Here is a 15,396-nt window from a genome sequence, read left to right as displayed (position 1 = left end):
ACTCAATTTCAATATCATGAGAAAAAAAACTGCTTTTGTTGTTGCGTTTTGCGTTATCAGCCTGTTTTTGTTTGCCCAAAAACCACTGTTAAACCTAAAGTACGAGCAAAATTATACGCCAACTTACAACGAGATTATTGAAATGTATGAGCTGCTCGATGCGAAATACGAAAATGCCACACTCGTTGAGATTGGTGGTACTGATATTGGCAAACCATTGCACACCTTCATTATTAATAGCGAGCCGGAATTCAACCCCGAAACGATAAAAGCACAGGGAAAATCGGTTTTGCTTATCAACAACGGCATTCATCCCGGCGAACCTTGCGGTATTGATGCCAGTCTTGAATTTGCTGACAATATTTTATGCAACGCCGATAATCTGGCCGAAATTCTTCAGAATACAGTACTTGTAATTATTCCGGCTTACAACATTGGCGGGCTTTTAAACCGAAGCGCCTACAACCGTTCGGGGCAAACCACACCATACGAAACCGGCTTTCGGGGCAATGCCGGCAACCTCGATTTGAACCGGGACTTTGCAAAATGCGATTCGGAAAATGCCCGAAGCTTTAACCGCCTGTTTACCCTGTGGGATCCCGATGTGTTTTTGGATACGCATACCACCAACGGCTCGGAACATCAATACAGCGTGACTTTGATAGCTCCGTCGCCTGACATGTTTCCGCCAAGCCAGGAAAAATTTATCCGCGAAAAGCTGCTCCCCAACCTTTACAACACTATGAAAAAAGGGGAATACGAACTGATTCCGTATGTAAACTGGATGTATTCCGACCCGAAAAAAGGCATCATGATGACACAGGAAACCAGCCGTTACTCGTCGGGCTATGCCAACCTTTTTAACTGCTACGGCATGATGACCGAAAATCATGTTTACAAAGATTATACTGACCGGGTAAAATCATGCTACCAGTTTATTGAGGTGCTGGCAAAATTTACTTCAGCAAACTCGGAAGAAATTATTAAAAGCCGCCAAACAGGTATCGAAGAATCGATGGCTGCTGAAACTTATTCCATTAATTTTGAAGTGGACACGACTCAATTTGAGATGCTGGAATTCAAGGGTTACGAGGTTGACAACCAGCAAATCAGTCCGGTTACAGGGCTGCCACGTTTTGGTTACGACAAAACCCGGCCTTACACCGAAAAAATACCATTTTACGATGTGTACAATGCAACGGAAGAAATTAAAATTCCGGAATATTACATTTTACCACAAACCTGGCAACGCGTAATTGAACGCCTGGAATTAAATGAAATTGAGTTTACACGTTTACCCAAGGATACCACAATGGAAGTAGAGGTGTACTACATCGATGAATATTCGGATGCAAACCGATTAAACAACGGGCATTATTTTCATGAAAAAGTGACGACTACGAGCGAGGTTCAGAAAGTTAAATACTATGCCGGCGACCTGATCATTCCTGTTCGCCAAAAGAAAATAAAATACCTGCTGGAGCAACTGGAACCCAAAGCCCGCGACTCATTTTTCAGGTGGAACTTTTTTGACCAGGTTTTGGATCAGCGTGAATATTTTTCGTCGTATGGATTTGAAGAGAATGCGCTGAAATACCTAAATGAACACCCTGAATTCAGAAAGGAATTTGAGAAGAAACGCAAGACAGATACTGAATTTGCCAAGAATCACCGGGCACAGCTGAGCTACATTTACAACAACAGCGAATGGGCTGAAAAAACCTATAAACGTTACCCGGTAGCCAGAATATATTAAAAAAGGCTGTCCAAAAAGTTCTTGTTTCGTCATCCTGAACTTGTTTCAGTATCTTCATGTTTTTAGCAATCCGCGTTTAACAGATTCTGAAATGAATTCAGACTGACGTACTTTCCAACTTTTAAGACAACCTTCTATTATTTACGACAGCAGTTTTCCTAAATTCGCAAACTTGTTGTTGTAATCTTCAACCGAAAGCTTGATTACCTCCAGCGCCTCATCGTGGCCGTAAGTTGCCGCAATTTCGGTGTTCGACTCAACACCCGGCATATCTTTATAGGTTAGGAAATAGTGCTCCAAACGCTGAATTACAATTTCAGGAACCTGCGACACATCGGTAAAATGACCGTAAACGGTGTCGTTATCCAAAACAGCAATAATTTTATCATCGGCCTGGTGGCCGTCAATCATTCGGAAACCACCAATAGGACGAGCTGTTACCAGCAAATCACCATGTGCCAGATCCTTTTCGGTTAGCACACAAATATCAATCGGATCGCCATCGCCTTTTATGCCTTTGCGGTTCACTTTCTCTGAGCAATACTCGCCAACTTTAGTGCCGCAATACGTTTGCGGAATAAATCCGTACAGCGCAGGAACAACATTCGAAAATTTCTGTGGCCGATCAACACGCAGATAACCACTGTCTTTATCAATTTCGTATTTTACTGTATCTGTTGAAACCACTTCGATAAAAGCGGTTAATTCTTCGGGGGCATTGTCGCCAATTGAAACGCCGTGCCAGGGGTGCGATTTATAACGCAATCCCATCAATCGTCCAATGGGATCGGAAAGTCTGTCTACCATCTTCGTTAAATTATGTTTTACTATCTCAAACCATTAGTATGCCTTTTTAGTTCATACTAATCGCCACAAAGGTCATTAAATTTTTGTTACGCCACAACTGTTTCAGCTCTATTTCCTGCTTTATCAACAGCAACCAGCGTAACATCTCCCGGCTCATCAATTGTAATACTAAACGGCTTGCTTTTTAACAGCTGAGGTTTGTGCTCCACTTTGCCCAGCAACTCGCCATCACGAATAATTTCGTAATGCGATATGGGTTCATCATCAGCCAAAGCCGTATTCCAGGTTAACTTGCCATCCACCAATTTTGCATCGCGCGGTGCCGAAAGTTTTTCTTTCTCAATGGCCTGAAAATAATTACTCTCCGGTTTCACACTTTTTGCCTGTCCTTCAATTCGTTTTCGCTCAGCGGCACTCATTCCGTCAGGAGCTATTTGTGCAGCATAAAAGTTCTGTATCAGCTGGCATTTCATCGGGTCATCGTCGATTTGCCCAATTCCGATAATCAGTGTATGTACGCCTGGTGTGGTAAGCGAATATTCAATAAGCGGTTTACTCGGCAGTTCATCGGTTCCCACTTTTCGGAACACATCGGCAGGTGTTTGCGACCAACGTGGCTCTTTATGGTATAGGGCAGCATCGGCAAAAACTTTCATCCCGATTATTCCCATTCCTTTGGCTTCGGCAATCGGAATAACGTTATTCTGCATGTTCATTTTGGTTTTGTCGTTGGCATTAATGGCAATCAGCATTCCATCTAATATACCGTATTCATCGCGCTGAATCATATCCATCATAGCAGGCGGATTTGCATGCCCCGAGAAACCAATGTGTTTAATCAGCTTTTCGTTTTTCGGATTCATCCCGGTAAGGTTGGTTCCGTCTCGCAAATCACGAAGGGCTACCAAAGCACCAAAATTTCCATCAGGATCGAGCGGCGTTTCCAGACCTTCGTAAAGCACATCCACCTCATCGGTATTATGCAAGGTATGGCACAACACCATATCCAGGTAGGCGCCCTCGGGATAATAACCTTCTCCATCGCCAAACAGCTGTGTTAACGAGCGTTTCACATCGTCAACCGCACATTGTACACTTTCTCCATTCGACCAGTTACTAACATTTTCCCGCTCGGGCCAACCCGGTTTACCCCAGCGCATAGCCGTTTTACTCGTCAGCCATATTGATTTTCGCAGTGCTTCGTTATACCCATTTTCGCCGGGAATCAGGTTCAGGTGTTTAAAAGCTTTATTGTAGTTGAGCTGGCTGTCGGCATAAAGGTTGGAGGTATCGAAATAGTTGACGCCCAAATCGAATGCTTTAAGAATGATCTTTTCTGGCTCAACATCATCGGGAGTCCACTGAATAGACGCCTGGCCACCGAGACCAAGTGTTGTTACATTAAAGCCCAGCTTGCCAAAAGGGCGCGTCATTGGCTCCGGTAATTTTTCGGTGTTACAGGCTCCAAACGACATGGCAGAAACCGCAGCTGTTGTTGCAGCCGATACTTTGATAAAATCTCTTCGGGTAACGGGATACTTTTTTGATTTAGTCATGACAGATAGATTTTGATTTCTATAAAATTAATTGAAATCTATTGAACTACCTAGTATTAAGCCAATTCTTAAGTTTCACGTACGTCATTCCGAACTTGATTCGGAATCTCTATCAAAAAGATGCTGAATCCGTCGGCTGACGGACAGCATGACGCAACGAAGTTACATAGTCGACTTTACAATAATATCCAGCTCACCCCGCGATAGCAGAAAACCGGACGATTTTAATAACTTACCAATCCGGCAAGGGCATAAACCAAAGCAGCTTGCCAGTTTATGGCAATTTCGTTGTGGCTGTACGATTCCTGTTTGTCCACCCAATCGGTTGCTGAGTGGCCACCGCCAACCAGGTACCCCGGCCATGGCGCATCAATAGTATCGGCTCCCGAACGACGATCGTGCGGAAACATTGGCGGATTAATTCCCAAACCGGTAACATACGATCGGTTATAATAATTCTTTCCGAAAATATGATCGACAATACCGATAGCCGTTTGTTTGTATTTTGAGTTGGGCTGAATACGATTGGCCACCTGCAGGTTTACCGTTTGGCGGGCAACAGTTCCGTTGCAACCCCAGTAATACCTGCCGGCAAGAGCACGCGAATACACATCAGCTTCTCCCTTTTCTACCAAAGCATCGGCGTTGGCAATGATGTTTTTCTTTATTGTAGCTTCTGCTTCCGGATTTTTTCCTTTGCGCGAAGAAAGTGCATAGGTGTACATCGCCAGGTTCGACACATTTGACCAGTCCCAGTTTTCCTGAATTTTATAATCAAAGGCTGCTGCACGCTTTTCAAAATCGCGCAAACAGCTTTCGTCGCCGGTAGTTGCCCATAACTCGGCAGCTGCCCACAACCGATCGTCCTCATCTTTCGACTGGTATCCTCCGGTGCGGAAATCACCCTGTTCAAAACGTTTGTATTCCGGATTTTCCTGCAGAAAACGATAACTCACCCACGCTGCATCCAAACATTTTTTCGCATAAGCGTCATCGTACGATTTAAAGTAGCGGGCAGCCATAGCCATTATTCCCACAAAATCGGCTGTTGCCGCCGAGCTCCATTCGGTAAAATAGCGTTTAGCATCATTATCGCAGGCCATTATAAAACCTGAAAAGTTCTTGCGCGTTAGTTTATGCGACACTCTGCCCGAGCCATCGGGATATTGCATTTTTAAAATCCAGTCGGTTTCCCATTTCAGCTCCTGCAGAAAATCGGGAAATCCGGGTGCCGTTTCAGGAATATCCAAATCCATTCTTTCCAACTGCGGTTGAAAATGATCCCAGGCATAAAACAGAACGCCCAATGAAATTCCAGCGTTCACCACATATTTTCCATGGTCGCCGGCATCGTGCCAGCCGCCTGTTCCATCACGTTTCGATCCTTTCTTTCCGATATAATCTTCGTAGGCATCATTCAAATGACACGCATCCTGATGATAGTGATTACCTGCAAATTCGCCGTCAACAGCCATGCCACAGCGCCACAAATAAAAAGCGCGCATACTTGTTTCTGCTGCAAAATTAAAGGCATCGTTTGCAATTTTGAATTCATCCGACTTTCCCACTCCGGGTACTTCCAGGTAGTAGTCGCCCGGTTTTTTGAAATCTGTGAAATCAATTTTCCATACTTCCTGATCTACATCCTTCTGATAGTTTGGGCCAGTAGTTTCTCCTTCAAAAACTACGTCTCCGGTAGAAACAGAAACAAGATGAAATGAACTACAGGATTGTGGAACAACAGCCGTTTTGGGGCCATCAGTTAAAAAACCAAGCGAGTTTAGATGGATGTTTTGTGCGAAAATTGTTTGTACAATGCTCATCAAGACAAGCACTATTAGAACAGGCTTTTTCATTTTGTGGTTTTATTGATTTAGACTGCTAAGATATGAAATTAGCTTATTGTTTGAAAGACAGGGTGTGTGATACAAGCTTACAGTTTGCTTCGCTCCTCCGGCTGCAAGGCTGAAAAAGGTAAACTGAATTTTTTGAATTAATTGACAAGACCTTCAAGGTTTTTTAAACCTTGAAGGTCTGATTTAGAAAACGCACCAAAGTGATAGCCTCACCAAAAGTGAGACCATCACCAAGCTGTAAAAAACACTAAAGTCCGGGGCTGTATTCATTAAGTATATACAGCCCCCGACTCTCTTTTTAGACGCAATTTAACAGCGGTTACAAACCGCTAATCCCAAAAATTATTCTGCGCAAATCAGCGAAATCTGCAAGCAATCTCTTTCAGCGAAAATCAAAAAAATCAGTGTTATCAGCGTTCCAACCAGTTTTAACAAGTGATAGCCTCACCAGGAGTGAGACCATCACCAAGCTGTAAAAAACGCTAAAGTCCGGGGCTGTATTCATTACATCGATACAGCCCCGGACTCTCATTTTAGGCGCAATTTAACAGCGGTTACAAACCGCTAATCCCGAAAAATTCCAAAGTGATATCCTCACTTGGAGTGATACCATCACCAGAGAGTGGTTACCCACCCCAGTTCTCGCGGTCCAGACTACGGTAATGAATGGCTTCCGAAAGATGGTCGGCCTGCACATTTTCTTGCCCGTCGAGGTCGGCAATGGTGCGCGATACCTTTAAAATCCTGTCGTAAGCACGGGCAGATAGACCAAGCCGGTCCATGGCATTTTTAATCAGGTTATTGCTTTCATTGTCGAGCACCACATATTCGCGTATCAGTTTCGAGGTCATTTGTGCATTGGCATAAACCCCCTGATGTTCCGCAAAACGTTTCTCCTGAATTTTCCGGGCAGCTAAAACCCGCTCGCGAACGGCTTCACTATTCTCCGATGACTCCATCTCCGACAATTTTTTGAAAGGTACGGGAACAACTTCCAGGTGAATATCTATACGGTCGAGCAGTGGCCCCGAGATTTTATTGAGGTATTTCTGCACCACTCCCGGAGCACAAACGCACTCTTTTGTGGGGTGATTGTAATACCCGCACGGACACGGATTCATGGAAGCCACCAGCATAAAACTTGCAGGATATTCAACCGAAAACTTGGCGCGCGAGATGGTAATATTCCGGTCTTCCAGCGGCTGGCGCATCACTTCGAGCACCGTTCGTTTAAACTCCGGAAGTTCATCCAAAAACAAAACTCCATTGTGAGCCAAACTGATTTCCCCCGGCTGGGGATAGTTTCCTCCGCCAACCAGCGCCACGTCGGAAATTGTATGGTGAGGCGATCGGAAAGGCCGCTTTGTCATTAACGAAGCATCTTTATCGATCTTCCCAACCACCGAATGAATCTTAGTGGTTTCCAGCGCTTCTTTTAGCGAAAACGGTGGTAATACTGTAGGAATTCGTTTTGCCAGCATGGTCTTTCCCGATCCTGGCGGGCCAACCAAAATGATATTGTGACTTCCTGCGGCTGCAATCTCCAAAGCCCGTTTTACATTTTCCTGTCCTTTTACATCCGAAAAATCGAGCGGATTGTTATTTACTTGCGCATAAAACTCGGCCCGGGTATCGATTACCGTTTGCTCCAGACGACCTTCGTTGTTTAAAAAGTCGATTACTTCCCTGATATTTTCCGCACCATATACTTTTAAACGATCAACAACAGCCGCTTCGCGTGCATTTTGTTTAGGCAGGATAAATCCCTCAAATTCCTCTTTTCGTGCATTAATAGCAATGGGTAAAACGCCTTTTATGGGTTGCAAAGTTCCGTCGAGCGAGAGTTCGCCCATTAACACATACTTTGACAGTTTATCGTGATTTATCTGCCCCGATGCAGCCAAAACAGCGGCAGCCAGCGGCAAATCGTAGGCCGATCCTTCTTTGCGGATATCGGCCGGAGCCATGTTAATAATGATTTTCTTTTTGGGCCATTTGTAGCCGTTTAAACGAAGGGCAGATTCAATGCGTTGCTGACTTTCTTTCACAGCACTGTCGGGCAAACCAACAAGCAGGAATTTAATTCCGGTGGTTACATCAACTTCAATGGTAATGGTTGTGGCATCGATTCCGAAAACTGCGCTTCCGAAGGTTTTAACTAACATAAACGGAAATTAGTTTAATATTAGCTAAATATAGTAAAAAGCGCTGAATTTTAAAAGGTTAGTTTTAGCAAGTGTTACTTAGTACAGTTTTTTACGCTTCACCAGATACGAAAACAAAACTTCCTTAAAATCTTTGTTGATGTCGGCTTCGACTAAATCGATCTGGTATTGCCCGCACCTTACTTTCAGGTCGTTGAAATACGCGCTAACCGTATTGGTGTAGTGTTGTTTTACTTCCGAGGGATTAAACTTCACCACCTGGCCGCTCTCCAAATCAACAAACTTGTGCGGACGGTTACTAAATTCAAATTCACGCTCCAACGAATGATCGGTTACATGAAAAAGAATCACCTCGTGTTTGTTGTAGCGCAAGTGTTGAAGCGCAGAAAACAACTCCTCGTTTTTCGAGCTGTCGAGCATGTCGCTGAAAATAATTACCAGCGAACGTTTATGAATATTCTCGGCAATTTGATGCAATACCTGCGTGGTGTTGGTAGTTTTTCGTAACCCGGCATTTTCGGGCTGAATAAGCTCCGACAGTTTTCCGTACATTACCTCGGCATTTACCGATGAAATTCGTGGCGAAGAATGGAACTCTATTTCGTCGGAAAAAAGTGTGAGACCAACGGCATCGCGCTGTTTACGCATCAGGTAAATTAACGCAGCCGCGGTGTAAACCGAGAAAGCCAGTTTGTTGTGTAAATGCTTTTTGCCTTTTGTGTAAGGGAACAACATGGATGAAGAAGTATCGACAACCAACTGACAGCGCAGGTTGGTTTCTTCTTCGTATTGTTTTACAAAAAGCTTGTCGGTGCGCGCAAACAATTTCCAATCGACGTGCTTGGTCGATTCGCCCTGGTTATACAAGCGGTGCTCGGCAAATTCAACCGAAAATCCATGAAACGGACTTCGGTGCAGGCCGGTTATAAAACCTTCAACAACCTCGTGAGCCACCAGCCCCAGGTTGTCAAAACGGTGAAATTGTTCTATGTCGATGAGGTTCTTCAAAATGATGATAAAAAAGAAAACTGTCATTTCGGAGATGGGAAAAGGTCACTCTCTAATCAAGAGATTTCTTCTCGCCTACTCGTCGAAATGACAGTTCAATAAAAATGCTAATACAGCAGCGCGTTTAGCTTGTCAACAAAAGCTTGTTTTGGAGCAGCACCAACTTGCTTGTCAACCACTTCGCCGTTTTTCACAAACAATACTGTAGGAATGTTTCTGATTCCGTATTTCATTGCAACATCCTGGTTGTTGTCAACATCAACTTTGCCGATTACTGCTTTGCCTTCGTACTCCGCCGACATTTCTTCAACGATGGGTGCAATCATTCTACAAGGGCCACACCAAACTGCCCAAAAATCGATCATCACCGGTTTGTCTGAATTCATTACCAATTCTTCAAAATTGGCATCTGTAATTTCTAAAGCCATATTATTATCTTTTTATTGTTGTATATCGTTTCTCTTATCTGCAAAACTAATTAATTCTGTAAGTCATTTCCGGTTGCTCATCAAAAAAGTTCAGAAAACCATCCAAAGGATTTACCCTTGTTGTTCTTGAAAACATTTCAATGTACATATTGTTCTCAGTATCAAAAACATTAAACTTTAGCAGAGCTTTTCCCTTGTATTCTCCGGCCATCTCGTCAACGCGTTTTACGAAATCTTCGGTCAGGGCTTTTAGCGGCACGTTAATGGTTAAACTTTTAATGTACTTTTCGCGCACATCGTCGAGTAGCTCAATACTGTTCACTTTGTACTCGTAAAAATCGCTGTTAAAACGCTGCTTCACCGTACCTCTTACCATGATAAAAATTCCGACTTTACAGAACTTACTGAAGTTTACATAGTCGTTTCCAAAGAAGAAAAGTTCTTTCGAATCGGTGTAATCGGTCAGGGTCATAACGGCATACATATTTCCGTTTTTTGACTGTCCTTCGCGCGCCGCCGTAACCATTCCTCCAAAGGTAAAGTCTTTCCCCTGGTATTTCGAGATATCATTATTCAGGTCTTTCAGCGCCACTTCTCTTGAGCAGAAATTGGTGATCTCCAACCGGTAATCATCCAGGGGATGTGCGGTGAGGTAAATACCAATCAGGTTCTTCTCTTTCTCCAGCATTATGAGCTTTGCCCATTCATCCACTTTTGGGATTGGCGGCTTTTGAATGTCCTGTCCGCCTCCCATTCCGCCGAACAAACTTTGCTGTGCACTTTGTGCTTCCAACTGAACGCGGTTGCCATAGCGAATTAGTTTTTCGATAAAATTGGTGTCGTCGTTTTCATTTTCGCCGGCAAAAAAGCAACTGCGGTTTACTCCTTCCAGGTTGGTGAACGCTCCGGCCATAGCCAGTGCTTCGAGGTTCTTTTTGTTAACGGCCTGAAGACTTACGTGTTCCACCAAATCGTAAATGGTTTTAAAATGACCACGCTCGTTCCGCACATCAATAATATGCTGAACTGCACCAGACCCAACCCCTTTAATGGCCCCCATTCCAAAGCGGATATCGCCTTCAGAATTGGCAGTAAATTTGATAAAACTTTCGTTAACATCCGGACCAAGAACATTTAAGTTCATGCGTTTGCACTCGTTCATTAACTTGGTAATATCGACAATATTATTGAGGTTTCGGCTAAGGTTGGCCGCCATAAACTCGGCCGGGTAATGCGCTTTTAAAAAGCCTGTTTGGTACGCAATGTAAGCATAACAAACCGAGTGCGATTTGTTAAATGCATACGAAGCGAAGGCCTCCCAGTCTTTCCATATTTTATTGATTACCTCGTCGGTCTGTTTTCCTTTGTTTTTGCATTCGTCAACAAACTGCCGGTTGGCTTTACAACCGTCAACAAACTTAACCTTAAGTTTTTCCATCACCGACATAATCTTCTTACCCATCGCTTTACGCAGCGTATCCGAGTCGCCACGGGTAAAGCCCGCCAGTAAACGCGAGAGTAACATCACTTGCTCCTGGAACACCGTAATACCGTAAGTATCGCTCAGGTATTCTTCCATCATCGGCACATCGTAATCCACTTTTTGTTTCCCGTGTTTACGGGCAATATAATCAGGAATGTATTCCATTGGCCCCGGACGATACAGAGCGTTCATGGCCACCAGGTCTTCAAAGCGGTTAGGCTTCAAATCGCGCAGGTGTTTTTTCATTCCGTCCGATTCAAACTGGAAGATAGCCGTGGTTTCGCCCTGACTAAAAAGCTGAAAGGTCTTTTCATCATCGAGCGGAATATCATTTATCGGAACTTCAATTCCTTTCGACAGCTTGATGTTTTCCAGACATTCTTTAATGATCGATAAGGTTTTTAGTCCCAGAAAGTCCATTTTCAGCAAGCCGATGTCTTCCACAAAACGCCCGTCGTACTGTGTTGTCAGCAGATGTTCCTCGTCTTTGGTAGGCATCAACGGAATATGATCGGTCAGTGGATCACGACTAATCAGAATTCCACAGGCATGCACCCCGGTATTTCGTACCGAACCTTCGAGTTTCTCGGCATAATTCAGCGTATCAACAACCAAAGGAATAGGCGAATCTTTTTCCCGCGCCAGTTCAGGACTTTCTTTAAAAGCCTTTTTGAAACTCATTTTAGGGGCTTCGGGCACTAACTTGGCCAAACGATCTGCTTCGGGCAGGGGCAGTTTCAATACGCGGGCCACATCCCTGATGGACGACTTGGTCGCCATTGTTCCGAAAGTACAAATGTGAGCTACCTTATCCTTGCCATATTTATCAGTAACATAGTTAAGCACCTGTTGTCGTCCGTCATCATCAAAGTCGATATCAACATCGGGAAGCGATATACGGTCGGGATTCAGGAAACGCTCAAAAAGCAGGTCGTATTTAATCGGGTCGATGTTGGTAATTCCGGCGCAATACGATACTGCCGCACCGGCTGCCGAACCACGTCCAGGACCAACAAGAACGCCATTATCTTTTGCCCAGTTAATAAAGTCCTGCGTAATAAGGAAGTACCCCGGATAACCCATTGTTTTAATGGTATTCAGCTCGAAAATCAGGCGTTCTTCCACACTCTTCTCCAGCGGGTCGCCGTAACGTTCTTTTGCCCCTTCGAATGTAAGGTGCTCCAAAAATGCCGACTCCAGTTTTACACGAATTACCTTATCGTAACCGCCCAAACGTTCGAATGCCGAATCGCCAAATTCTTCGCGTAAATCAGCTTCTGAATATTTCTCCTTAAAACCTTCTTCTGTTCCAATTTCTTCAGGAATGGGGAACATGGGCATAATAGGCGCACAGTTCAGCTCAAAAGTCTCAATCTTTTCAGCAATTTCGTTGGTATTTGCCAGGGCCTCGGGAAGATCTTTAAAAAGTTCATTCATTTCAGCCTGCGTTTTAAACCACTCTTGTTTGGTGTAACGCATCCGGTTCGGATCATCGAAATCCTTACCGGTATTCAGGCAGATCAACAAATCATGCGCCTCCGCATCCGATTCGTTCGTGAAGTGAATATCGTTGGTGGCAATTAATTTAACTCCCAATCTTTTAGCCAACGGAACCAATTGTTTGTTTACTTTTACCTGCCAATCGTACACCTCTTCGCGCTCGCGTTGCGATTGCGCCGGATGCCGCATCAACTCGAGGTAATAATCATCGCCAAACAGTTTTTTATACCAAAGCACGGCGTCTTCGGCAGCCTGCATATTATTGGCCATTATATGTTGTGCAATCTCGCCTCCCAAACAGGCCGATGATGCAATCAGTCCTTCGTGATATTTCTCGAGCAACTCCTTATCAATACGCGGCTTGTAATAAAAACCGGCAGTGGTGGCTGTTGATATCAGCTTAATCAGATTAATGTAACCAACCCTGTTTTTTGCCAGCAGAATAAGGTGATGCCCCGAGCGGTCGACCTTATCGCGTTTATCATTAATTGTGCGTGCAGCCACATAAGTTTCACATCCTAAAATTGGCTTTATCTCAGCCTTCGAACAGGCTGCATGAAACTCTTTAATACCGAACATTGTTCCGTGATCGGTTAAAGCCAAAGCCGGCATATTATCCGATTTAGCCTTGCCAACCAGATCGCTGATGCTGGCAGCGCCATCGAGAATAGAGTATTGCGAGTGTACGTGTAAATGCGTAAATGGAACCATAAAAACTGTGCTAAAAAAAGTTTTTAAAGATACCAATTCTCTCCCCCTTATGCAGGAGATGTTAATAATTTTTGATGGAATTTTTGGAGCAAAAAAAAGCCCCGATGCTTCGATCGGGACTTCTTTCTAGTCAATATTTTCGGCGATGAGCTTTGCCAGTTGTTCCATCTCCCCGGGAGGGAATTGGGTTTTGTCGGCAAAATTCAGCAAATCGTGTTCGCTTTGCATGGGCACCAAATGAATGTGTGCATGCGGTACCTCGAGACCCAAAACCATTACCCCTACTTTTCTACAGGGAACAGCTTTTTCTAATCCTTTGGCAACTTTTTTGGCAAACATTTGCAAACCTGCGTAGGTTTCATCATCCAAATCAAAAAGGTAGTCTACCTCTTTTTTCGGAATTACCAAAGTATGCCCCTTTGCTGTTGGAAAGATATCGAGAAATGCAAAATAATTCTCGTCCTCAGCTACTTTGTATGAAGGGATCTCACCATTGATAATTTTTGTAAAAATGCTTGCCATGATTCTTAAATTGAAATTTCTACAATCTCAAAAGGTATCACTCCTGACGGAACTTTAATTTCAACCACATCGCCAACTTTTTTGCCCATCAATCCTTTGGCAATTGGCGTTTGTACCGATATCTTTCCTTCTTTCAGATTCGCTTCACTTTCGGGAACCAAAGTATACTGCATAGTAGCATTATTCTTTTTGTTCTTAATGGTTACTTTATTCAGAATCTGAACTTGTGACGTATCAATTTTCGACTCATCGAGAATCCGGGCATTGGCCACTTTATTTTTTATCTGGGCGATTTTAGCTTCAAGCATACCCTGGGCATCTTTAGCTGCATCGTACTCGGCATTTTCCGAGATATCTCCCTTTTCAATGGCCTCGCCAATCTGCTTCGAAATCTTTGGGCGCTCAACAGTCATCAAGTGCTCCAGCTCTTTCTTCAGCTTTTCTAATCCGTCTTTCGTCAAGTATGTTACTTCGGACATTTTGTATCCTCCTTTATTTAATTGTTTCGCCTCAACGTAGGCATAAAAAAATAGAAAGAATCCCGATTTGTCCGGAACTCTTCCTTTTGCAAAATTATATAATTTCTTGAATATTAAAATATTCTAAGTAAAAAAATATCGAAAACAGATGATATTTACGCAGTTAGACATATTTCCTGTTGATAATCTCACTATATATCACAGCTTTCTTCAGCGAAAACTTCTCCCCCAGCAACAACGACTGCTTTTTCGTTTTTTTAGCCGGTTGCTCTTTTCGTTTTAGCGGCGTCGATTTCTTTCCTTCAGCACTATATTGGAATGCCGGACGAACTTCCTGAGCAGGCTCTTCTTCCTCCACTTCTTCTTGTATTACCTGAGGCTGTGGCTGCCCCGGCATATCTTTATTGTCATCCATCAGCATTTCCCAAAAATCCTGAGCACTGCCGGCTCCTGAAGCAGACTCTCCGGGTGCAGCATTCTTTTTACGTGTTTTATTAAGAATGCCAAACAAGGCAACTATCAAGGTCAATATGATAACTACTATATCATCCATAATTTTCTATCAGCAATAAATTGTATTTTTGGCTGTTCAGTTTATAAAAGTACGAAACGTGTGCGGAAATAAAAATTTTCGCGTTAAAGAATAATAAAACAAAGTTAGCATTATGCAAAAAAGCAACACCGGCAGCAAGGCGATATATTCGGGAATGAAGTATTTGTTTTTTATTGCACTTACTTTTTTGATGTATTCGTCGTGCAACGAGATTGCCTCGGAAATTCCGGATGTTTGGGTGGGCTTAAATCTTGATTTGGGGCTTTACAACGAACTAACCGTGCCCGGCAACTCGGCCTACTTCCCGAACCAGGGCTTTGGAGGCGTTATTGTTTATTGCGAAATAGAAGGCTCGTACTATGCATTTGATGCGGCTTGTACCAACGAAATCAATCCTTCGTGCAGGGTAGTAAACGACGGAGCTGTAGGAAAATGCTCGTGCTGCGAATCGGAATACATATTTATTGGCGGCACAGTATTAAAAGGCCCCGCTGCGGCTCCACTAAAGCAGTACAATACCTCGCTTAGTGGAAATATACTTCGGGTTTATAACTAAAAAAAATGGGCTACAC

At 43.6% G+C, this 15,396-nt stretch carries 12 protein-coding genes; 2 read left to right on the top strand and 10 right to left on the bottom strand.

Features of this window, described 5'->3' with window-relative positions; translation table 11 throughout:
- The first annotated feature begins 16 nt into the window (after nt 1-16).
- Nucleotides 17-1,756 (top strand): M14 family zinc carboxypeptidase, encoded by a 1,740-nt coding sequence (locus BMW53_RS12275; RefSeq protein WP_038556292.1) that lies wholly within the window; start codon nt 17-19, stop codon nt 1,754-1,756.
- A 141-nt stretch (nt 1,757-1,897) separates the two neighbouring features.
- On the opposite strand, the gene BMW53_RS12270 is transcribed toward BMW53_RS12275, so the two are convergent.
- From BMW53_RS12270 to BMW53_RS12225, 10 genes are all read right to left on the bottom strand, one after another.
- Entirely contained in the window at nt 1,898-2,563 is a 666-nt protein-coding gene (locus BMW53_RS12270; RefSeq protein WP_038556294.1) for an inorganic pyrophosphatase, read from the bottom strand.
- A gap of 86 nt (nt 2,564-2,649) precedes the next feature.
- Entirely contained in the window at nt 2,650-4,119 is a 1,470-nt protein-coding gene (locus BMW53_RS12265) for an aldo/keto reductase (protein ID WP_038556296.1), read from the bottom strand.
- Nucleotides 4,120-4,343: 224 nt separating this feature from the next.
- Nucleotides 4,344-5,942, bottom strand: a complete 1,599-nt coding sequence (locus BMW53_RS12260; RefSeq protein ID WP_217642943.1) for a glycoside hydrolase family 9 protein — start codon at nt 5,940-5,942, stop codon at nt 4,344-4,346.
- A 659-nt stretch (nt 5,943-6,601) separates the two neighbouring features.
- Complete coding sequence (locus BMW53_RS12255; protein ID WP_038556300.1) at nt 6,602-8,140, bottom strand: YifB family Mg chelatase-like AAA ATPase; 1,539 nt, start codon at nt 8,138-8,140, stop codon at nt 6,602-6,604.
- Between the two features lie 78 nt (nt 8,141-8,218).
- Nucleotides 8,219-9,175, bottom strand: coding sequence for a DUF58 domain-containing protein (locus tag BMW53_RS12250; protein WP_051567614.1), 957 nt, complete (start codon nt 9,173-9,175; stop codon nt 8,219-8,221).
- Nucleotides 9,176-9,255: 80 nt separating this feature from the next.
- Nucleotides 9,256-9,576, bottom strand: a complete 321-nt coding sequence (trxA, locus tag BMW53_RS12245) for a thioredoxin (RefSeq protein WP_038556302.1) — start codon at nt 9,574-9,576, stop codon at nt 9,256-9,258.
- Nucleotides 9,577-9,622: 46 nt separating this feature from the next.
- On the bottom strand, nt 9,623-13,270 hold the full coding sequence (gene dnaE, locus BMW53_RS12240; protein ID WP_038556303.1) for a DNA polymerase III subunit alpha: 3,648 nt from the start codon (nt 13,268-13,270) through the stop codon (nt 9,623-9,625).
- Nucleotides 13,271-13,396: 126 nt separating this feature from the next.
- Nucleotides 13,397-13,792, bottom strand: a complete 396-nt coding sequence (locus tag BMW53_RS12235; protein WP_038556305.1) for an HIT family protein — start codon at nt 13,790-13,792, stop codon at nt 13,397-13,399.
- 5 nt (nt 13,793-13,797) lie between these two features.
- Entirely contained in the window at nt 13,798-14,271 is a 474-nt protein-coding gene (greA, locus tag BMW53_RS12230; RefSeq protein WP_038556307.1) for a transcription elongation factor GreA, read from the bottom strand.
- Nucleotides 14,272-14,434: 163 nt separating this feature from the next.
- Nucleotides 14,435-14,824: a hypothetical protein gene (locus BMW53_RS12225; RefSeq protein WP_038556309.1), complete on the bottom strand. Its 390-nt coding sequence runs from the start codon at nt 14,822-14,824 to the stop codon at nt 14,435-14,437.
- Between the two features lie 112 nt (nt 14,825-14,936).
- Here BMW53_RS12225 and BMW53_RS12220 point away from each other — a divergent pair, with 112 nt between their 5' ends.
- The gene (locus BMW53_RS12220) at nt 14,937-15,380 is read left to right on the top strand and encodes a Rieske (2Fe-2S) protein (RefSeq protein WP_038556312.1); all 444 of its coding nucleotides are present in this window, start codon (nt 14,937-14,939) and stop codon (nt 15,378-15,380) included.
- The last annotated feature ends 16 nt before the right edge of the window (nt 15,381-15,396 follow it).

The organism is Draconibacterium orientale, from assembly GCF_900111425.1.
GTDB lineage: Bacteria > Bacteroidota > Bacteroidia > Bacteroidales > Prolixibacteraceae > Draconibacterium > Draconibacterium orientale.
Note: the sequence above shows the minus strand (reverse complement) of the source record. Positions and strands in the feature narration are given on the sequence as shown.